Origin of the sequence: Bacteroides bouchesdurhonensis (assembly GCF_900155865.1) — a bacterium.
In the GTDB taxonomy this organism is placed as follows: Bacteria; Bacteroidota; Bacteroidia; order Bacteroidales; family Bacteroidaceae; genus Bacteroides; species Bacteroides bouchesdurhonensis.
This window is the reverse complement of the sequence record NZ_LT707006.1, coordinates 3,312,711-3,334,298: the sequence shown is the minus strand read 5'-3', so window position 1 is coordinate 3,334,298 and position 21,588 is coordinate 3,312,711. Positions and strand designations below refer to the sequence as shown.

The following is a 21,588-nucleotide window of genomic DNA, read 5'->3' as shown; positions in this document are numbered from 1 at the left end:
ATATAAATGGAACGTACGAGATTGATAAATGATTACCGACTATGTGCAAATAGATAAACGCTTCCATTGGATTATTAGCATGATTGGTAATATTCGAATTAAATTATTAATTTTGTGACTTTCTGATATGGTTGTATATCAGAACAGTCCTTAAAACATTTATATTATGAAAAGAAAAGTATTATTGAGTATTTTATGTACCATTCTTTCTTTGTCAGCATTAGCGCAAACAAAGATTATTGCACACCGAGGTTACTGGGAAGTGGAAAACTCAGCTCAAAATTCCTTAAGTTCACTTTACAAGGCAAATGAAATAGGTTGCTATGGCTCTGAATTTGATGTTTGGAGAACTCAGGATGGCGTTTTGGTTGTTTATCACGATGGTGAAATAAATTCTATGAACATAGAGAAAACTCCCTATGAAAAAATTAAAGATTGCAAATTGTCTAATGGGGAAATATTGCCTACTCTTGAACAATATCTGATACATGCCAAAAATTGCCCGGATTTGCAATTGATTCTAGAGATCAAGTCATCTACTCCAGGAGAAGAATGGACGAAAGCGTTGGTTGATGAAGTCGTTAAAACTGTAGAAAAACATAAGTTGGCCAATCGGACAGATTATATTGCTTTCAGTAAAGAAGTATGTCAGGAATTGGTGAGAATACGTCCAAGTGCAAGAGTGTATTATTTAAGTGGTAATGCTTCTCCTATTGAATTGAAAGAATGGGGAATGACAGGAGCTGATTACTATTTTACCGGATTTACCAATAATCTGAATTTAGTCAATGATATGCACAGCCAGGGACTTCAGGTGAATGTATGGACAGTAGATGACCCTGTGATGATGAAACGCTTGATTGGTATGGGAGTGGATTATATCACAACAGACAAACCCTTGCTCCTCAAACAAATGATAAAAGAGTATGCGGATAAATATACTCCCATAGACTATCCTCAAGTAGATTTGTCCACTTTCAAAAAAGACAAGAAGGGATATATTACGATATTCGACGGTACTTCCTTTAATGGATGGAGGAGTTATGCTTCTGAAACTCTGGCTGACAAGTGGGTGTTAGACGATGGCGCGATGAAATTCGACAGCAAAAAACAAGGAAAAGGTGGAGAAATTATCTTTGCCCATCGATTTAAAAATTTTGAACTGGAACTGGAATGGAAAATATCTGAGGGAGGAAATTCCGGTATTATGTATATGATTCAGGAAATCCCCGGTCAATTTGCGGTAGCTTCTTCTCCCGAATATCAGTTGCTGGATAACGAAAATCACCCTGATGCCAAAGCAGGTAAAGATGGTAATCGGAAAGCCGGCTCTTTGTATGACATGATTCCCGCTAATCCTCAAAATGCCAAACCTTTTGGTGAATGGAATAAGACTAAAATAGTGGTGAACAACGGACAAGTCACTCACTATCAAAACGGTGAGAAAGTAGTGGAGTATACAGTGGGAACTCCGGAATGGATTAAAATGCTGGATAATAGTAAATTTAGTGTGACCGGATGGACAGATGCTTATTACCTGATGAGTAATTTTGGTGGCATCAAGCGTGAAGGTTACATTGGATTTCAGGATCATGGCAACGATGTATGGCTGCGTAATATTAAAATAAAAGTACTGGATTAATGATGAATCGTATTTTTGTATTTACAATTATCTTGTTCTGCTTGTCATCCTGTTCGTCCTCTCAAAAGGTAACGACAGAACAGGCAGTAGCAGAAGGTTATGCTCCCAAAGGAAGTATCCGGGATATGGTGTTGATTTATGATGGGGGAACTCACCGAAGAGAAGTATGGAATGAGGAACTGTTTCAGCCATACGTTTATGCTCCTCGTCAAAATGCTAAAGGAGGTGATTGGCTGTTTGATGGTTTTCTTTTTTTGGAAATCTTTGATGGCAATCGTTGCGGATTTGCTTCCGGTTATCGTCCAACCCCTGCTACAAAAGAGGATTGGATTATGTTAATCGACAAATATTTTACTCCGGGAAGAAGTATTTGTGCATTAAATGATTGCATAGAAAATGCAAAGTCAGTCTGCGGAAAGCTTCCTAAAAAGAGAAAAATAGTTTTATCATTACCGGAACCTATTCCAAATCAAAAGAATTGGGGTGAACTGGATGGAAAGAAACTTGATTTCTCAAAAGATGAAGACCGCATATCTGCCTGTAAATGGTATATTGATTTTATCACAGAACGATTTAAAAAGGCTCATCTTAAGAATGTTGAATTGGCAGGATTTTATTGGCTAGCAGAGGAAGCGACTCATACGCGGACATTTGTGAAACATATTGCCGACTATATTCATGAAGATAAACAGTCTTTTTATTGGATTCCTTACTTCAAATCTGATGGATATACCACATGGAAAGAGTTAGGTTTCGATAAGGCATATTTGCAACCGAATCATTTTTTCAATTCAAACATTCCGGATTCTCGCATAGATGATGCATGTAAGTTAGCACGTCAATATGGAATGTCGATGGAGTGTGAATTCGATGAAAGGGCGTTGAATGATAAAGCTCCCCGTATGCATGCATATATAGATGGATTTGAACGCAATCATGTTTTCGAAAATACGGATGTTGCCTATTATCAAGGAGGAAGTGCTTTTTATGCATTAAAAAATGGTTCGGAAAAAGATGTAGCACTATATTATCGATTGGCAAATATTATCATTAAAAGGCAAAAAGCACGTCGATAAATTGTTTGGGCTATATTTTTTTAATATTTAGAGTGTTGGGAGTGAGTCTTTAGTAGTTGAAAACCATTTTGAGTCATCGTCATATTTTTGCATAAACCTCTAAAATACAATCTATTGCATTGCGTCATCTTTTTTTATAGGACTTGCGGATATAATTTTTTATTTGCATACGCAACTTGACAAAAGAAAATAGTCTTAAAAAAGATGACGCATTTTATCATTCTGAATGATAGCGAGATAGAGAGAAATATGACGATGACTCAAAAGGTTTTTCATTTATCAAACAGACCGGTGTTAATACAAAAAAAGATGCTAATGTTTGTTTTCAACTATCCCAATGATTGAAAAAAACATTGGAATAAACAAAAATAAACTTCCCATAGATTTTAGACAAACGAACCGCATCTTTTACTGAAATTGTGCGGTCATTTTATAAAAAACAATTGTACAATTGCTACAACTTTACCGTATGATTGCTACAACTTTACCGTATGCTTTTATCCAAGCAACCGCTGTTTTTCAAGCACATCTTTCAAGTGATTCTTGTACTAGACCTATCTAATTCATGTACTTGACTTACGTGATCCTTGTACATCTTCTGAGTAACTCTAATACATCATTTGGATAACTCTAGTACTTCTTTCAAGTAATTTAACGGCCAATCCATAATCGTAGAAATATACGGTATGAGTGACATTGCCATTTTCGTTTGCCCCTTATAATTAGGATGCCACACAGCACCTAAATCCGTCGTATTATTATAGAGTCCTTCCGGAAAAACAAACAAATATACTTGCGGATCATTCAGATCCTGGCGCAAGTGTTCCATATATCCTATAATTTGTCTTTGCGCTATAGACGGACTGATACAAAGAATGGGGACATTGCCGTAATAAGTGCGTAATCTACTAATCAATAGCTTATAAGCATGGATAAACTCTTCCTCCAACGGATACAGATCCGTAGAAAAGTCGTTGCTTCCTAAATTAATAACAACTAAGTCCGGCTTATATGCTTTAAAATTCCACTTCTTCTCTAAGTTAATATCAAAAGTATTCAGCATTCGATCTTTCATTGTCACCGCCGATACTCTCACTGAATCGCCATAATTTCGTACGACTCCTCTTCCCGAATGTGCAATGAAAGTATAATCCGTATTAAAATAACGGGATATAATAGCAGCGTATGACAAATTACAATTTTCAGTTTCCGCTTTATAAGGTTCACTGCGGTCCTTACCTTCTGTTCCGAAGCCACAAGTCAGAGAGTTACCTATAAACTCGATATGCCTGAGCGGAATATTCATTTCTCTCTTCAATTGACCTCCCTGAGGCAACACAAACTGGTGAATAGTCGTTTGTCCCCATTCCCCTTCTGTACGTTTCTGAATGAGAATACGGTGAAATCCCTTATCAATTCCAGATATAAAATTGATCAATGTATCTTTGCCAGATACTTTTACCACCTTATGCAAAAGACTATCCACAAATACATTATAGTAATTGATTCCTGTATCTGAAAGCCGGATAGACAATTCCCCTCCCGAAAGCATGGTACGGAGATAAGTTCCGGTCCAGTCAAATGATACGGACCCATCTCCTTGTATTTCCGTACGACCGACGTATGAGATGTTTGAATTATTTCCTTTTAGACAAACTTTGCCTTGTGCATTCGTTTCCTGAAGCATACAAAAAGCAACCGATAAAACAGTAAGAATTATTTTCTTCATTGAACTTTTTTCTTTTTTATAAGTTTCTGAATGACAGGACATACTAAATCTGCATATCGCATCATTCCCAGATCTGTGAAATGGATACCATCGACTGTCGCTTCCCCGTCGTCACCCAACATTTTGTCAGAATGTATCAGATATATATTTTTCTCTCCTTTCTTTTTCAGAAGGGTAAAAATCTCATTCAAAGTCTGATTCTTCCTCTGCACTTCACGCGCAATATTTCGGTCGAACAGCGAATGAGTAAAAATAGGATCTTCTATAAAAACAATAGGCGTATCAAGATGTTTCTTACGGATAATGTTATAGAATGTCTCCATTCGTTCTTGCATTTGTTCAACAGAAGCGTTGGGTACAAAATCCAGCACAAAGACGCTGGCATCCACTTCTGCCATGATCTTGGCGACTTCCAAGTCAAGTAAAGCGTTTCCACTAAACCCGAGATTGATACATTCTCGATTCAGTCTTCGTGAAATGATATTAGTATGTGCCATTCCGGGTCGATTGGCACAGCCACCTTGTAAGATACTGGTTCCGTAAAAAGCAACAGGCTTCGTCCGGACCGGAGCATCTACAGCGGGTTGTGTAATACTTGAAAGCGAGTCTACTCCGATAAATAACGAAACTAGTCCGTCATAAAGCGGCAGGTAGAGCATATACTCTCTTTCTTCGGGTTGCATATGGGCAATAATTGTAGCTTGGGTCGTTTTTCCGGTAGGGCGACCGCTATTAACAAAACGCCACTTGCCATCTTTTTGCAGACAATACAGATCGAGTCCTTTTACACCCACATCCGTCATATGATTCATGTGGTTATTACCGAGAGTTTCCCATTTAGCCGCAATTTGCGTTGAGTTACTACGAAAACGGATCGCCATTCCGGCAGAATTACGGCTTAAGCTCCACAAAGGAGCACGTGAAATATTCTTTAAAGAATCCGGGAACCGTTCGTACCGAGTTCCGGTTGCTCCGGCAGCCTTGCCTAATAGAGGAAAATGGGTAGCATCGTGATACACGATCTGAGTATATGCATGGCACATCATCAATAACATTGCAAAAATGCAGATTCTTCTTTTCATTTCGATATGGTATTATAAATTTAAGTTCTCCAAAAACATCTAATTCTGGGTTCCTTTTCGTAATAAAAAGATCCCACCTGTCAGCCACATGCTATTTACTATCACATTCGGGATTGTTGCATGTGTGTAAAGTCCTGCCAAATTTACAATAATTAAAGCTAATGTCAAAAGAATCATGCCACAGTTGCTGAAAGTACCATTGTAATAATGGCATATCCCCGGAGAGCATCTAAAGCATAGGCTCTGTTTTCCATCTCTATTTAGAAACTGTTTGTATATACTTTTTGCCAAAACGGTCGGTTACTTTAATTTCAATGCGGGCATTTTTATTTTGAGGAGTGGCACGAAACAGATGTTGGGTGGCTTTTGGAGCAATCCAGGTGTAAACCATCTTTTCCTTATCTGCACATACGACTGAAGCATATGGATCCAAACCTGTATATTTAACCATATCTCCCATTCGTTTACCGTCTTCCAGCCATTCTACTTTCCATAGTTTATCCCAGTTCCATACATTTGCTATAATATCTGATGGATAATCTTTGGACGAACCTACGGGATAAGTACGAAATTGATGTTCTCTAGGGAAACCGGAACTTTTATAATACCACTTCACATCCTTTCCATCGACTTCGTACACGCCATATCCACGCGGAGTTCCGTCCAGACAAATATCAGCTTTCCACCAAGTACCACAGACTGCTGCTGTATTGTGTTCCATCAAATTGTCGTTGAATACTACATTTAGATTATAGTGAGTATGTCCGGTGATGAGATGAGCCTTATAGGGTTTCAACATTTCATGAAGTGCTCCGGCGTTTACCATTTGATCGCCGATCATAGCATAATTATACAAAAATGCTTCTTGTTTTTCTGTCTGACGGGAAGGTATGTGCATGATAAAGAAAACAAGTGAACCTTCGGGGACAAAAGATAAATCTTGTTCAAGCCAGGAAAATGTTTTTTCATCCAGATAGCCCATGTAGAAATAATCACGTCCGATAAAGAAATTATTGTCTACTACCACATAATGAGCATTTCCTTTATTGAATGAATAGTAAGAAGGGCCGAAATGCTCTTCAAATGTTTTGTAAGACGTTTCGTGCGTCCGTCCGTCATAGTTCATGTCATGATTACCCATTGTCCGGTAAATAGGGATATCCAACTGTTTTACTCGTTCCAGATAATCAGGATACAGAGCAGGACGATCTCCCACAATATCTCCGCAATCAACTCCGAAAATATCGGTGGGAGCATAAGACGAAAGAAGTTGTTTGCAATCGTTTACCACATTCTGATAGATTTTTAATTCCTCTTTTGTGGTCACTTGTATATCAGCCTGAACGATAAAAACATGAGAAGTGTCATCCTTAGGATTCTTGTTTAAATCAAAATTATAGTTCTGCTTTTTAGAGTAGTCTACGGGAATATAGAATGAAGGAATGGTGCCGTTTCTATCAGTTAGATAGCCGGAAGGTGTGCATATATATACAAAACGGCTTTCTCCTAAAGTCGGGATAGTATATTTCCCGGAAGCATCTGTTTGTACACAACGATATCCGTCGGTGACCATTATTCCTTGAACTCCTTTACCGTCACAAGTTACTTTCCCTTTAAGAATTTTGACCGGATTGGCAGCCTGAGTGGAGAAGCTCAGGCAGATACCGATTAAAAAGATGAAAAAGATGCGTAATCTATTTATTTTCATGATACATATTTTTTATTTTATAGATTTATCGTATTGAATGTTTGTTCATCATTGTAATCTATTATATTCAAAGATTTCAATAATTTACATAGATTGTTTCATTTCCTGTGTATAGACTTTTCCGCAATGATCGGTTACTTCCACTTTAATATTGGAATCTTCTATTTGAGGAATCGCATAGAACAAATGTTCAGTAACACCGGCTCCTAGATATTTATGTTTGAAAGTGGAACTGTTTTTCTCACAGTAATTGTAAATTGCAGGATCATAACCGGAATAACGGGTCATTTCCCCTCTGTCAATACCATTTTCATACCACTTAACTTTCCAGGTTGAATCGTAGTTCCAAACATTCGCTACAATTGCATCTTTTTTATCACGACTGGCACCTACCGGATAAAGTTCAAACTGATAGTTTCTGTCTTTTCCCACACTCTTATAATACCAAGTAACTTCACCCTCATCAAATTCATAGACCGCATATCCTCCCGGAGTTCCGTCGCAAGCCCATGGTGCTTGCCAGAATAGTGTGGATAATGGAGCGTGTACATGCTCGTAAAGATTGTCAGCCAGAATATAATTCTCATTGTAGTGTTCGTGTCCCGACATAATATGTGCATTATATGGTTTAAGCAATTCGTAAAGAGAAGAACGATTATTCATTACTTTCATTGTCGATTCTTTACCCCATTCTTTATTGCGGGCTTCTCTTGAATAAGTCGGAATATGTATAGCTACTACCACTGTACTTCCCGGAGTCACTTGCTTCAAGTCTTGTTCTAGCCATTGAAGTTGTTGTTCGGTCAGATAACCTGCATATAGATAACTTTTTGCCAGGAAGAAAATATCATCTAATATAACGTAATGCACATTTCCTCTGTTGAATGAATAATAGGTGGGACCAAAATAAGATTTATAGGTGCTACGGGCATATTCGTTGGAACGGACATTCAAATCTAAATCATGATTTCCGATTACATAGAAGAAAGGAATTTTTGTTTCTGAGATCGCATCAATCATCGGTGAGAAATAGCTTGGCTTTTTATTGATATCGCCAATAATGTCTCCGCACACAATTCCGTAGGCCGGTAGTCCGGGATAACTGGTTGCTAATAAATCTTTAACATCCTGTGAAGCCTGACGCACTTGCGGCATTTCTTCATCAAAATAGACTTGAGGGTCTGCCCATACGACCAATATGTGTTTCTTATTATCTTCCTTTGACCGGATTAATTCAAAATCCATACGCACTTTTTTTGATGTCTTAGCAGGAACTTTCTGAAAGAAAGCCGGCACTTTATCTTTCATTGGCACCTCAAATCCGTCAGGAAGAGTGATATAAATATATTCCACCTCAGAAGTACTTGTCATGGAGTACTTTCCTTGCTTGTCGGTTATGACGATTTGTGTTCCATCGGTCACAGGCACATTAGCTATGCCTTTGCCTGCGGATGATACTTGCCCGTAATAACATACAGGATTCACTGCTGCCTGTATATTAGAGACCAACAGTCCCCATTGAAGTACACATAAAAATAATACTAGTTTCTGTTTCATTTTCCAATCCTTTCTATTTTTATCAGACGTGTAAGCGGTTTGCTAATTTTATGCTAATATTCAACCGGTGTGAGGATAGCTGCCCAACCGCCACCTTTAGCCATTGTTATATTGATAATTTCTCCTTTGCTTACTGTTACTTCTTCTGTTTTAAAATCCGAGGCATGGACATTGGCGTTTATTCCGTCTTTGAAAACTTCCATTTTATATTTTGGCGTATTTAGAAAATCCAGTTTCACTTCAACTGTACGTGCATTCCAGTCAGTCAATCCTGCCAAATACCAATTCTTGCCATTTCTGCGGGCAATAACCAGTTGCTCTCCGATTTTAGCTGTGATTGCTTTGGTGTCCTCCCAAGTAGTCGGTATGCGTGAGATAAAGGAAGCAAATTCGGGAGCTCCATAGTAATTTGATGGAGAATCTGCCAACATTTGCAACGGACTTTCGTACACAATATAAAGTGCAGCCTGGTGTGCACGAGTGCCTAAACTGACAGGATGTACAAAGTTGATATAAAAATCTTCAGCAGTTGCATTACCTACTGCACCGGGAGTATAATCCATTGGACCGGCCGCCATTCTTGTAAATGGAAGAATCAGGTCGTGTACCGGATTAATATCTCTCGAATCCTTATCATGTTCCATACCTAAGACTCCTTCGAAAGTCATTACGTTCGGATACTTTTTCTGTAACCCTGAAGGTTTGAAAGAACCATGAAAATCAACCAACAATTTACGATCCATAGCTGCTTTTCCTACTCTTTCGTAGAAATTAACCATATATTGATCAGAACGTTGCATGAAATCAACTTTGATACCTTTGATTCCCCATTTCTCGTATATGTCCAGAATACCTTCCAAGTCTTTATCGAGCGGATTCCACAAAGTCCATAATACCAGGCCTACATTTCTCTCTTTCCCGTAACGTACTAGTTCTTGTATATCCAACTCGGGAATTGCCTCTTTGATATTCCAAGTTCCTGCTGACCAACCTTCATCTAAAAGGACATATTCAATACCATACTTCGAAGCAAAATCAATGAAGTACTTATAGGTATCGGTATTTACTCCAGCTTTAAAATCTACTCCATATACGTTAAGAGTGCTCCACCAATCCCAGGATATTTTACCCGGTTTTATCCATTTTGTATCATTTGTAACAGAAGGAGAGGCTAGTTGATAAGCTAAATTGTTTTCCACCACCGCTTTATCATCTTCATTAATCATCAACACTCGCCAAGGATAAGTTCTTGTCCCTTGAGTAGCAGCAATATAGGAAGCCTTCTCAAGGAGAACTTCATCACGATCTGCTCCTTTTTTCAACTCACTCTTTAACACAACAGGAGGAAATTCCCCCGTAAGAGTCCGGTTCCGGTCGCCCGTCAGGAATAAGTTGGGATAATCAAAAAGATCGGATTCCATTATCACTACTTTTGTTCCTTTGGGGGTAGAAAGGTAAATGGGAAGATATCCTTTCATCTCTTTGGTTAGAGAGTTCAGGTTTAATTCATCGAAAATAGCTTCGCAATGAGTGATATATTCCTGATTCTTCTCACGAGGCCAGTATGCTTTGCAACCGTCTATCCAGTTTTGCTGAACAGTTTCACTATTTACATATACTTGGGGGGATTTGAATGTTGTTTCGAACCGATAAGCCGCTCCATTATTGTATACCCTGAATACTACGGCATATCCACCTTTGCAAGTTAAAGTCAGCTGATTATATTGATCTCTGATAATCCGCTGTTTAGTTGGAACAACAGCTGTTTGTTCCGAATCGACTTTGATTGTCTTAGCTTTTATCACCGAAGGATTTACTCCCGGTTGTACTGATTGTCCCTTAATATTCATTTGCATCACACTGGGATTCAAAATCTGCTCTCCGTTGTAATCAATGCTCCAGCTTAGCTGTGTATCAGCTGTTACCGTTACTTTGATTTTTCCATCCGGTGAATTGACAAGGTAGTTCTTAGCTTGAATGACCACGCATGTGCACAAGATACATAATAGTGTAAGTGTTCTTTTCATCATTTTTCTACTCGATTAATGCCCTCCTTAATTGCAGACCATGAATTTTTATTGATTACATGAGATATCTCAAAAACCATCAGACCATCTGTGTGTTTCATACACAAATAAACTGCGTCAGATGTTGCTTTATTATCGTATGAATAGGCCGGAATGGAACCATATACTTTACAATCTCCTTTTGTATAGTTGTCATAGGTATTGACGAAGTTTTCTACAGACCAAACAGATCCCGGATTTTCTGAAATCCAGACTGCATCTGCATAAGCACCTAAAACAAAGACATCCAATTGATCTGCAAATCCAGTTTTACTATAGTCTGCTGTATATATGGAACTGGCAGTGGGAGAATATGATTTGCTAGCCCAGTTTTGTCCGACACTGTAGCGTGAACCCCAATCGGCTGATGCCCACAAATGAAGCTCTATACCAGGATTGATAGCTTTAATTTTAGAACTGATATTAGTGATCAGATTGGTTATGGTCATTGAACGGAATTCAATCCATTTATTATACAAACGTCCGATACCTCCTGTAGAGGTAATTATATCATTTCTGGTAGTTACGGTTTCACCGCTATAGGTTTGAAAGGCTTGGATTGTTGCATCACTAAAACCATAGTTACCACCATACCAACGACAGTAGTCTAAGCTGAAACCTTTCAACTTGGGATATTTGGTTACTATTTCTTCTATGATAGAAATAACATAAGTTTGTACTTCCGGTAAACATGGATTTAGCATGGCGGCATCTACGTCCGTCTGATTACGAATATCGACAAGATTATTCGGATCGCTGTTTTTCATTTCTACTTGGGTTTTTCCATCCCATCGGGAATCGTCATAAATGATTCCTTGTTTATCTTTCGTATAACCGAATCCCATTGCCGATATGGAAGCAATTACATCAATATCCAAACGTTCCGCTTCTTCAAGCCAAAAGCTAAGGTAATCCCAATCCCTGGTAACAGTTTCTGTTCCCCATTTTTCCAATTTAGGCAAAATATCACTATCGTATAACGCATAACCGATACCGGGCTTTACATCCAAATAGATTTCATTGAAACCTGTATCTTTTATTTTCTCCATATAAGAAGTGATAGCAGATTTCGTTGCAAAACGGCTAAAGTTAGCATGTGCATCAATCCAGATAGCTTTAGGCTTATTGGTTTTGTTACCGGAATTACCCGGTTCCAAAGGGATCTCTTTTCCATCATTGTTGTCTGTGTTATTCTCTTCCGTATTACAAGCGACGGCAAAGAAACTTAAAGCAAGCAATAAAAAGTACTTTTTCATGATTTTTGATTCATTTGATTTGTTGTTGCAAAGGGAAATTTTGGTTGCAGATAGAACTTAATTCTCTTTAGAAGGCGCGGATTACACAGTTTTTTGTATATGAAATACCATGTTTCCCATGTAATCCGTACCTAAAATCAAGATATTATAGTTTCATATAAATTGTAATGTATTATTCAAAACAAGTCATTTTGTAGGTATAGAGTCCGAGACGACCAAACCATACTGCCAAGTAAGCTTCTTCGTTCTCTTCATCCCAATACCAGTCTACCCATGCACCAAAGCTCCAAGCACGATTTATTCCGTAAGCGATGTTCAGATTCTCATGTGCCAATGTTTGCAGATCAGAACTCAACACAGCAGCTGCGTGCCACCAAGCTGTACCACTAGTAACGACTACATAACTCTTACCATTAATAGGTAATGCAGAAACTACAGGAGCACGACCACCTCCACGAGCAACAGTGAATCCGGTTCCTACCCACCAAGTTTGCAAAGTGTTTTGCCAAAGTGCAGGCATTACATTCAGTGTTGAGCCTGCATACGAATTAACATAGCAATGAACACTGTTCGCAGCATTTGCTGTGCCTTCAGCATCCCCTACGACATAAGTTGGCTGATCTGAATCATCCAATGGTGAAATCATTTGAAATTGACTACAATCATTACTTGCATAACCTGTTTTAATTGTAGAATATTCAGACGCTAAACGTCCTCCGGATACTTTTATTCGATAGTGTGTACCGTCTTTGTCACGTGGGGCAAGTGCTGTGATCCAAGCATTTCCCGTAATATCTCCGGCTACCTGGAAGTTATTTGAAAGGTCACTAGTAGATGGAGCCATACTTATACCAATCTTACCCACAGATACAGGTACATCTGTTGGCTTAATCCAATAGAAAAACTCAGTCTCATTGCCCGTTACGACAACCCCCACACATCTTCCTTTATAATCAGAAGTTATCATTTTCAAGTCAGCTAGTGAGATAGAACCTAAATTCAGAGTACCGGCGGCACTTAAAGTTGTTTTATCAACGACTTTAATGCCAAGTTCCGAATTGCCGGTAGCTATATAACCTCGTGACAGCAATACAATATAGTTACCACAATAAGCATGGTACATTTGTAAATCACCATATTGTTTACTATCCGGTAGGTTGAAGTTATTTACTTCTCCCGGATACCCTAACTCAACAAAGCTCTTTTTTGTTCCGATTTCGGCATAACTAAATCCTGAGCCGTAGGGCATTTTATCTGAAACAGTCCAAGTTACGGTATATTCTTTCGTTGTAGATTTGTCTTCCGATACAACTGTATATTTTACTCCACCTTCCTGAGCAAAATTCTGAGGTTCGGTCGGGTCGGGAGTAACAGTAGCTCCTTTGGAAAGATAAAACACAGGAACAGCGGATTTCAACTCTTCAGCAGCGTCAAGATAAGGAGAGACTTTGATCTTAATATCATTTTCGCCAATTGCAGAATTGAATACTGTCCCACTTGTACCTGTTACCTTGAAAGAGATCATGATATTAGCTTCACGACCCAATTTTTCACTTAAGCTCTCTTCACAAGATCCCAAGAATAGGGTACAACCTAATATGGCTCCCAATATAATTTTTGAATTTAATATTTTCATTTTACAGTGTATTAAATATGATTCTCATTATTCATAATAGCCTCTGACACGATATCGGCGAGTTGTACCAACACCGGATTTCACAGAAATAATAATTCCTTCTCCTGTAATATCATGTTTACCAGTCAGAGAGGGGGTGATAAATTCATCATACGTAACTGTTGCTACCAGATAAACACTAGCTAAGTTTACATCCTCTTCCAAAGATTTAGGAATGGCAAACAGAATCAGACCATAACCACCCTCAATATCTTCCTGAGTAAATTCACCGGACATTAATTCATCGTTTTGATTATACTCATATATTTCTCCTCTGAATTCACCACTACCATGAGATGCTTTACAAATCATTTGTGAAATAGTGTTCGTTCTATGCACAAATTCGTCATCGGCTTTAGCGCAACTTTGCAATAAAGTAGTTAGCATAAAGACGCTTAACATCCATACTCCAATTTTATTTATAACTTTCATATCGAATATCTTTTAGTCTTTTATTAATTACCAATAAGGATTGTTCTCGCATAGTTTATTGTTAGCAGTTTCCGCAGTAGGCAAAGAGAAATAATAATATTTCTCAAGGAAGACGCGAGGAGTTCCCCCATCACATTCTACTTTCTCATAAGTGAAAGTGTCATCTGCCGATTTTTTGATTTTTACACCATGCGCATTTTTCCCGTTAATCACATTTTCTGCCAGTTTCCAACGACGTAAATCCCAATAACGGAAACCTTCGCCAGCTAATTCTACGCAACGCTCTTTGCGTAATAATGCCATAAATGAATCTTTATCAGGAGCGTCCGTGGTTGTTTTATCCAATAATCCAACCCGGTTTCTAACTTCATTCAATGCACCGAGAGCTTCTGTTTTATATTTGTTATAATCCAATTGCGCATAAGCTTCTGCTTTGTTTAATAGAACTTCTGCATAGCGGAGAACTGCATCGTATTGCCAGCTATGGTCATTGACAAAAGTGGTATTATTTTCTTGTAGATATTTACGCAAATAATATCCTGTACAGGTATGTCCGTTAGTAGAACCGCTTTGCGTGAATGCACTGAATCCGTCAGTTCCATCAACATATGTTTGGATAGTTCTGCCTTCCCAATCGCAACCATTGTACATAATAGTTGCATGGAAACGTGGTTCACGATCTGTATACGGATCTGCATGGTTTTCTGCATAGGTATTCCAGTCGAAAGTTGTGCCGTCTTTAAATTCATAAAGGTCAGCCAGTTCAGCTGTCGGCACATGTTCTGCATACACTTGAGTGGTGTAAACAGCATTATCACCAAACGGACGATTGTAGCGATCGTAATTATGTGTGACACTTCCTTTCTGGTAATACAGAGCGAATAATATTTCTTTAGAATTGTCTTGTCCGCCGTCTACCTGAAATAATTTTGCATAATCATCAACCAAATCACCGCCTTGTCTTTTTACTTCTTCTGCAGCGTCGATTGCCACTTGCCATTGTCCGGCAAAGAGGGCTATGCGTGAAACAAGCCCATACGCAGTTTTCTGTGTAGCTCGTCCGGTCCATGAAGAATCCCATTCTTTGGGCAAATGCTTACCGGCCCATAATAATTCATTGATTACATAGTCCCAACTTTCAGCTTCGGTTAAACGTTTACGATGGATATCAGCTTCATAAGAACCATCATCCACGCCATTAGTACCCGAAGTCTCTGTACGGAGTACTATACCACCATATACACGAATCAGACGGTAGTATGAGAAGGCGCGACAGAGACGTACTTCCGCACGACGGATATCACACCAGTCTTCACCATATTTAGGTGCGCCATATCGAGTGATTTCATCTAATAATACATTGGCACGACGAATACGTTCGTACACATCACTCCAACATTCGAATGCTCCCGCACTACCTGTTGTAAAAGCATTGGTTTGTAATAAAGCCTTGTTATAATGATGGTTATACTGGTCCCATGCAGTAGATTTCATTAAATCAGAGTAGCTGTCATAGAATACCGAACGACTGTTTGCTACTTGAGAAACATCGGTAAACGTTTTGTATGCAGCGGTAATATACATTTCTGCGGCACTCTCTGTATTCCAAACAGCCAAGTCGGACAACACAGTTGTGTCATTCAGGTCCAATACATCACATGAAGCTATTCCTAAACTAAGAGCTACAGCACCTATTAAAGTTTTAAGTGTTCTTTTTTTCATTTTTATCTCCTCCTTACGTTAGAAAGTTACATTAAGCCCTAAACTAAAAGTCCTCTGTTGCGGGTAATATCCGTTACTTACTGACGGGCTTTCAGGATCGACGTACTTGAAATGACTCAATGTAAGCAAGTTAGTACCTGCCAAGTATATGTTTACACGAGTAAATGGAGTCTTTTTCAATAAGTAATCGGGTAAATAATATCCAATATTCATATTCTTCAATCGTAAATATTCACCATTGACAACCCACCACGATGAACGCCAGGCATTGTTTCCATTAGGAATAGTTGTCAGACGAGGATATTTGGCATTGGTATTCTCCGGAGTCCACGCACCTTCGATGAGGTAAGAAGGTGAGTTACCACCTGTACCAAACGGACTAGTGTAGGATGTAGCGGCTGTTACTCCCGTATCATATACTCCTGACAACTCATAATCACAATGTGTTACTCCTTGCCAAAGCATATTCATGTAGAAGTTTTTGTAGTTTAATTCCATATTCAATGAGAAATTGATTTCCGGTACACCACCATAACCTATTTTCACGTAGTCATATTGCTGATTAATAATACCGTCACCATTTACATCACGATATTTTAAGTCACCTAGATTAATTGTTCCGGATGGTGCTGCCGGATAGTTTTCCAACTCTTCCTTGCTCTGGAATAATCCTAGCGCCTGATAGCCATAACGTGCGTTCATTGATTGTCCCAATACACCACGATAGTTAGGATAATTGTCTGTTACTGCTTTCTCCAAAACGCGATTGCGGGCAAAGGAGAAATTTCCTGTCAATTTATAATTCCAGTCCTTATTGATACGGTTATTATGTCTTAAAGTAAGTTCGAAACCTCTGTTATCTACCTTTCCTGAATTCTGATAGCTTGGATAATAACCTCCCAATGAAGTAGGATAGCTACCACTTTTGCTTTCCAGAATGTCTTCGGTCAATTGATAGAATACATCAAATTCTACAGCTAATTTCTGATTCAGAAGATTGAAATCTATACCTAAATTATAACTTTTAGTGGTAGACCATGTTAAATTACGATAGATATACGGATTCTTAGAGTAGAACTGTGCTATAGCACTATTTCCTAAAACCATACTATTATTGGCTACTGCAAACGTGGAGTTATACAAATAGGGAGTTACATTATCATTACCGGATTCACCATAGCTTGCGCGGACTTTGAAGAAATCTATAAAAGGAAGAGCCTTCTTGAAGAAATTTTCCTCAGACATAATCCAACCAACAGAAACTGAAGGAAAAAATCCCCAACGGTTTTCCGGAGCAAATACATATGATCCGTCATAACGGAAAGCAAACTCAGCCAGATACTTTTGATTATATGCATAATTCAGACGACCTGCATATGAAGCTTGTCCTGTATATGAATGCGAACCACTTACCGGAGTTTCGGGAAAAGTAGTACCCAAAGTCAGATCAACCGGATCATCACTATAATAGCCCAATTTTGTTCCGGTCATTGTATTGGTGTGATTCTTTTGTGCTTCATAAAAGAACAGCGCACTGATATGATGTTTGTCAAAATCACGGGAATAATCTATCTGTGGACGGAATAACCAAGTGTCTCCCCAAGATGCTGATTTGGTATATCCTCCTCCTTCAGTGAAACCACTGGCACCGGCGACTCCTTCGTCAAATGTTTTATTTATATAATGCACTTGATAGTAACGGTCATAGCCGGAATCTGCGGAGTTACTGTAATTATAGGCAGCAAATACGGAGGCTTTCAATCCTTTCAATACGTTAGTCAAACCGGAGAAATCATATTCCAGTTTATAATTGGAATCTAATACCCAACGAGTTTGACGTTTATATCCTGATTCCGTCAAAGCTGCATAACCATTAACATAATAACTGCCACCCATCCATGCAGTAGGCAATCCATTATATTCTGATTTAATGACTGGTACAGAGTTAATAGCTTGTCTGACCGGGTCAAATTCTGCCTGGTTACCCATTGCAGTACCTGGCCAATCTCTATCTAAGCGATACCCGGAGATATTCGTTGTGAATTTAAGGTTTTTAGCTACCTGAATATCTAAATTTGCACGTATATTATAACGAGTAAAGCTCGTATTCTTTAAAGTACCTTCCTGATCCATATAACCAAGGCTGGCAAAATACTTTGTTTTTTCGGTACCTCCGGATGCTGAAACATTATGTTGCTGAGTAAGGCCGGTTCTGAATATTTTATCCAGCCAATCTGTTTCACCCCAAATACTATTAGGATCGTTACTTAATACTTTGTTTTGAATATCTGCTGTCCAAAGCGGAGTAAGCCCATCCATTTCACGAGCCTTGTTATGCCAGTACATGTACTCTCTGGCATTTAAAAACTCTGGCATTGCAGTGTTCTGAGTCATGGTGAATGATGCGTCATAGGCAATTTTTGCTGGTCCATCGCCACCGGATTTGGTGGTGATCAGGATAACTCCGTTTGCGCCCTGCACACCATAAATAGCAGCCGAAGCGTCTTTTAAAACAGAAATACTCTCGATATCATTTGGATTCACATAGTCAATCGGACGAGGTACACCATCTACAATCACCATCGGAGCGTTATCACTAAACGCATTCATACCGCGTACATAAAGAGCAGTTCCATCTGCACCGGGTTTACCGGAGGATTGGATACTGGTCAATCCGGAAACCTTACCAGTAAGTAAGTTGGATACATTTTGCATCGGAGCTTTTAGCAGTTCCTTTGCACTTACTGATGAAACGGATCCCGTCAGATGTCCTCTCTTTTGAGTACCATATCCTACGACTACGACTTCGTCCAATGCTTTGGAATCTTCAATTAAGGTAACTCTGATCTCTGAACGACCTTGTAATGCGACTTCTTGGGTTTGGTATCCGATAAACGAGAATACCAGTGTTGAATTCGGATCTGAAACATTCAAAATAAACTGTCCGTCAATGTTGGTAATAGTACCATTGGACGAGTTCCCCTTTTGGCTAACATTAGCACCGATTAACGGTTCTTTGTTAGAGTCATACACTGTTCCTTTCACATTTATAGTATTCTGTGCCTGAATGCCTAAAGCTGAAAATGAACAGATCAATAAGGCTAAAAGCCTTATACTCCATTTGACTTGTTTTTTCATATTAAATATTAGTATTAATAAAACAAAAAGTAATTTATTTCATTTGTCTTTCTTTATTGTTGTGTTTCAGCACGTTCAATGCCTTCCTTTATTCCATCCCACAAGTCCATTTCTATTACTTGTACGATATCAAAAACCATTAAACCTGCTGATTTTTCGAGACAGATGCTGACTGCGTCAGCTATATTTGTTTTATGATTTAAGGCATAAATGGTTCCAAATACACTACAGTCATCACCAATTAACTTTTGTGCACGAGCTATCCCATATTCTATAGACTCAGGATCATCCATTCCATAAATTCTTTCTAAATAGGTTCCACATAGGAACGTGTCGAGATATGGAGCAAAACCAGTCTCATTGTAGGCCTCTGATCCCCAAGGATAATTGAGTGAAAAATCAGATTTCGGGCTTGCCCAGTTCTGTCCTTGTCCATAAATCGCATGAATCCAGGAAGCGGCCCAATATTCCAGTTTTATTTTGTTGTTAATAGCATGAATATTATCACGTACTTCTTTGACAAAACTGGATATTACATGAGAACGGAATGCCCACCATTCTTTGTAGTAGATACCGGGAGTCTTTGTTCCATCTGCATTCCATGTATATACGTCTTGGGGGAAATTCTTCACCTTTTTGCCTAAATATCGTTCAAACGCTTTGTGAGTCTCTTTAGAAAAGTCGCTGTTATCGGCCGGATATCTGCAATAGTCCAATGCGTAAGCGTCCACATCATAATTCTTCACTATTTCTCTAACGATACTTAAAGCGTATTTACGGACGTCTTTGCGTGCAGGATTCAAAAAAGCACCCACTTTTTGTTTGTCATCTCTGATATCAAGCATTTGCCCATTGGGAAGATATTCCAAACATGTTTTTCCATTCCAGCGTTTATCTTCGTAAACCAATCCCTCACTTGTTCCGGGATGTCCTGCAGTAAACATGGCTGTAGAAACGGTTACTTTCAATCCAAGACGATGAGCTTCATCTATAAAATATTGCAGGTAATCCCAATCTCTGTGAACGACTTTACCCTTGACAGTGGTAAGTGGAGGAAGAATTTTGCTTTTGTATAAAACTTCTCCATAGATTGGTTTTACATCTACTACTACCTGATTGAATCCTACAGACTTTGCTTTTTCTAAATAATAAGAGATGGAGTCTTTGGAAGCAAAACGTTTAAAGTTGGCTTCTGCGTCAAACCAAAGATATTTTGGTTTTTCTTTACTGAACGTTTTTGCAAATGAATAATTTGTAGTAAAGAATAATATAAAAAATGCTATAATGTATTTGTTCATCATTGTTCAAGAGTTATATAGGTTTTTATGACTTCTTCTTTATTCAAACTTTCTACTATTTTCCAGCACTGGTATAATCCCCTTGGCACATGAAAACATCCTTTCCACTTTCCCCCCTTCAATGGCAACAATACTTCCCCTCTGCGATCCAGATATCCAAACCATTCGGGATATTGAGCATCCTTGAAATGCCCCCACGTATAATCGTGCACTTTCTCAAACCATGCTAGACACGCCTCATCTCCGGTCAATTGATACCCCTTTAAAAGCGAGATCAGCGTTTCGATATGCACCCACCAAAGTTTCTGGTCCCATTCCAGCTGCTGGGGGGGACAGCCATTACGGTCCATGAAGTAGTAGATGCCACCATATTCCTTATCCCAACCGTAACCGAGCATGGTAAGAGTCACATTCTTCGCCTTTTCGATCAATTCGGGACGGTTCAGGCGTTTGCCCAGATCCATGATGAACCACATGGCTTCAATCGCATGCCCGGGGGTGATCTGGCGACCTTCGAAACAGTCGGCAAGACTACCGTCCGCGTTTACATTCTCAACAATAATGCCTCCCAGTTCCGGACGGTAGAATACGTCCATTACTTCATGGATACACGTTTCCATGGTTTGCTCAAGGTACTCTTCATCCAATAAATGTTCAATTTCCAAAGCCAGGTTACAGAGAATCATCGGCAGGGCGAAGTTCTTCAGATTACGGGTGCCCGGATGGAGTTTGTTCCATTTCCCTTTCGGATTATCGACTTTGGAGAGGATGATTTCAAAGGTCTTCTTCGCTATTTCCGCATACTCTGGGTTGCCTGTGCCCAGACTCAATTGCCCGAAGGCCATGGTGGCGAAGGTATACGAGAAGATATTGTATGGTTCTACCAACGGGCTACCCGAACGGTCGAGCGAAAAGTACCAGTTATAATGACCGTCATGTCCGTATTTCTTTAAGAATTCACCACCCTGGATGGCGCAGTCCAACCATTCCTGACGCTTTTCTACTTTGTTGTAGAGCATTGAGAACATCCAGACTTGACGGCCTTGGAGCCAGATGAACTTGTCGGTGTCGAATACGTTCCCTTTACGGTCCAGGCAGGTGAAGTAACCGCCATATTCCAGGTCTTGGGAGTGGCTGAGCCAGAAGGGAAGAACATGATCGAGCAGTTCGTCCCTGTATTGATTTGCTAGTTTCTTAAAATCCATAT

General features: G+C 39.1%; 14 protein-coding genes. 2 read left to right on the top strand and 12 right to left on the bottom strand.

Annotated elements, in window-relative coordinates; all coding sequences use genetic code 11:
• The first annotated feature begins 166 nt into the window (after positions 1-166).
• The gene (locus CZ225_RS24380; RefSeq protein ID WP_077154530.1) at positions 167-1,642 is read left to right on the top strand and encodes a 3-keto-alpha-glucoside-1,2-lyase-like domain-containing protein; all 1,476 of its coding nucleotides are present in this window, start codon (positions 167-169) and stop codon (positions 1,640-1,642) included.
• Entirely contained in the window at positions 1,642-2,718 is a 1,077-nt protein-coding gene (locus CZ225_RS14090; RefSeq protein ID WP_083714649.1) for a DUF4855 domain-containing protein, read from the top strand. The genes CZ225_RS24380 and CZ225_RS14090 overlap by 1 nt, the downstream gene beginning before the upstream one ends.
• Positions 2,719-3,334: 616 nt before the next feature.
• On the opposite strand, the gene CZ225_RS14085 is transcribed toward CZ225_RS14090, so the two are convergent.
• The 12 genes from CZ225_RS14085 to CZ225_RS14025 form a co-directional block, all read right to left on the bottom strand.
• A complete protein-coding gene (locus CZ225_RS14085; protein WP_077154529.1) occupies positions 3,335-4,447 on the bottom strand; it encodes an SGNH/GDSL hydrolase family protein in 1,113 nt (370 codons plus the stop codon).
• Positions 4,444-5,529, bottom strand: a complete 1,086-nt coding sequence (locus tag CZ225_RS14080) for an SGNH/GDSL hydrolase family protein (protein WP_025076243.1) — start codon at positions 5,527-5,529, stop codon at positions 4,444-4,446. Before CZ225_RS14080 ends, CZ225_RS14085 begins: the two co-directional genes overlap by 4 nt.
• Before the next feature lie 256 nt (positions 5,530-5,785).
• Complete coding sequence (locus CZ225_RS14070; RefSeq protein WP_077154527.1) at positions 5,786-7,237, bottom strand: calcineurin-like phosphoesterase C-terminal domain-containing protein; 1,452 nt, start codon at positions 7,235-7,237, stop codon at positions 5,786-5,788.
• Between the two features lie 84 nt (positions 7,238-7,321).
• Positions 7,322-8,794: a calcineurin-like phosphoesterase C-terminal domain-containing protein gene (locus CZ225_RS14065; protein ID WP_077154526.1), complete on the bottom strand. Its 1,473-nt coding sequence runs from the start codon at positions 8,792-8,794 to the stop codon at positions 7,322-7,324.
• Between the two features lie 53 nt (positions 8,795-8,847).
• Complete coding sequence (locus CZ225_RS14060; protein ID WP_077154525.1) at positions 8,848-10,821, bottom strand: glycoside hydrolase family 97 protein; 1,974 nt, start codon at positions 10,819-10,821, stop codon at positions 8,848-8,850.
• On the bottom strand, positions 10,821-12,116 hold the full coding sequence (locus CZ225_RS14055; RefSeq protein WP_083714648.1) for a family 10 glycosylhydrolase: 1,296 nt from the start codon (positions 12,114-12,116) through the stop codon (positions 10,821-10,823). Before CZ225_RS14055 ends, CZ225_RS14060 begins: the two co-directional genes overlap by 1 nt.
• A gap of 172 nt (positions 12,117-12,288) precedes the next feature.
• Positions 12,289-13,752: a DUF5018 domain-containing protein gene (locus CZ225_RS14050; RefSeq protein ID WP_077154524.1), complete on the bottom strand. Its 1,464-nt coding sequence runs from the start codon at positions 13,750-13,752 to the stop codon at positions 12,289-12,291.
• A 27-nt stretch (positions 13,753-13,779) separates the two neighbouring features.
• Positions 13,780-14,223: a hypothetical protein gene (locus CZ225_RS14045; protein ID WP_073350414.1), complete on the bottom strand. Its 444-nt coding sequence runs from the start codon at positions 14,221-14,223 to the stop codon at positions 13,780-13,782.
• Positions 14,224-14,250: 27 nt separating this feature from the next.
• Complete coding sequence (locus tag CZ225_RS14040; protein ID WP_077154523.1) at positions 14,251-15,945, bottom strand: RagB/SusD family nutrient uptake outer membrane protein; 1,695 nt, start codon at positions 15,943-15,945, stop codon at positions 14,251-14,253.
• 18 nt (positions 15,946-15,963) lie between these two features.
• Entirely contained in the window at positions 15,964-19,083 is a 3,120-nt protein-coding gene (locus CZ225_RS14035) for a SusC/RagA family TonB-linked outer membrane protein (protein WP_077154522.1), read from the bottom strand.
• 53 nt (positions 19,084-19,136) lie between these two features.
• Entirely contained in the window at positions 19,137-20,384 is a 1,248-nt protein-coding gene (locus CZ225_RS14030; protein WP_077154521.1) for a family 10 glycosylhydrolase, read from the bottom strand.
• Positions 20,381-21,586: a n-acyl-d-glucosamine 2-epimerase gene (locus tag CZ225_RS14025; protein ID WP_077154520.1), complete on the bottom strand. Its 1,206-nt coding sequence runs from the start codon at positions 21,584-21,586 to the stop codon at positions 20,381-20,383. Before CZ225_RS14025 ends, CZ225_RS14030 begins: the two co-directional genes overlap by 4 nt.
• Positions 21,587-21,588: the final 2 nt, after the last annotated feature.

Bases quoted from the DNA above. Each gene is read 5' to 3' on its own strand.
- CZ225_RS24380 (WP_077154530.1), top strand. From the start codon at position 167: ATGAAAAGAAAAGTATTATTGAGTATTTTATGTACCATTCTTTCTTTG.
- CZ225_RS14090 (WP_083714649.1), top strand. From the start codon at position 1,642: ATGATGAATCGTATTTTTGTATTTACAATTATCTTGTTCTGCTTGTCA.
- CZ225_RS14085 (WP_077154529.1), bottom strand. From the start codon at position 4,447: ATGAAGAAAATAATTCTTACTGTTTTATCGGTTGCTTTTTGTATGCTT.
- CZ225_RS14080 (WP_025076243.1), bottom strand. From the start codon at position 5,529: ATGAAAAGAAGAATCTGCATTTTTGCAATGTTATTGATGATGTGCCAT.
- CZ225_RS14070 (WP_077154527.1), bottom strand. From the start codon at position 7,237: ATGAAAATAAATAGATTACGCATCTTTTTCATCTTTTTAATCGGTATC.
- CZ225_RS14065 (WP_077154526.1), bottom strand. From the start codon at position 8,794: ATGAAACAGAAACTAGTATTATTTTTATGTGTACTTCAATGGGGACTG.
- CZ225_RS14060 (WP_077154525.1), bottom strand. From the start codon at position 10,821: ATGAAAAGAACACTTACACTATTATGTATCTTGTGCACATGCGTGGTC.
- CZ225_RS14055 (WP_083714648.1), bottom strand. From the start codon at position 12,116: ATGAAAAAGTACTTTTTATTGCTTGCTTTAAGTTTCTTTGCCGTCGCT.
- CZ225_RS14050 (WP_077154524.1), bottom strand. From the start codon at position 13,752: ATGAAAATATTAAATTCAAAAATTATATTGGGAGCCATATTAGGTTGT.
- CZ225_RS14045 (WP_073350414.1), bottom strand. From the start codon at position 14,223: ATGAAAGTTATAAATAAAATTGGAGTATGGATGTTAAGCGTCTTTATG.
- CZ225_RS14040 (WP_077154523.1), bottom strand. From the start codon at position 15,945: ATGAAAAAAAGAACACTTAAAACTTTAATAGGTGCTGTAGCTCTTAGT.
- CZ225_RS14035 (WP_077154522.1), bottom strand. From the start codon at position 19,083: ATGAAAAAACAAGTCAAATGGAGTATAAGGCTTTTAGCCTTATTGATC.
- CZ225_RS14030 (WP_077154521.1), bottom strand. From the start codon at position 20,384: ATGATGAACAAATACATTATAGCATTTTTTATATTATTCTTTACTACA.
- CZ225_RS14025 (WP_077154520.1), bottom strand. From the start codon at position 21,586: ATGGATTTTAAGAAACTAGCAAATCAATACAGGGACGAACTGCTCGAT.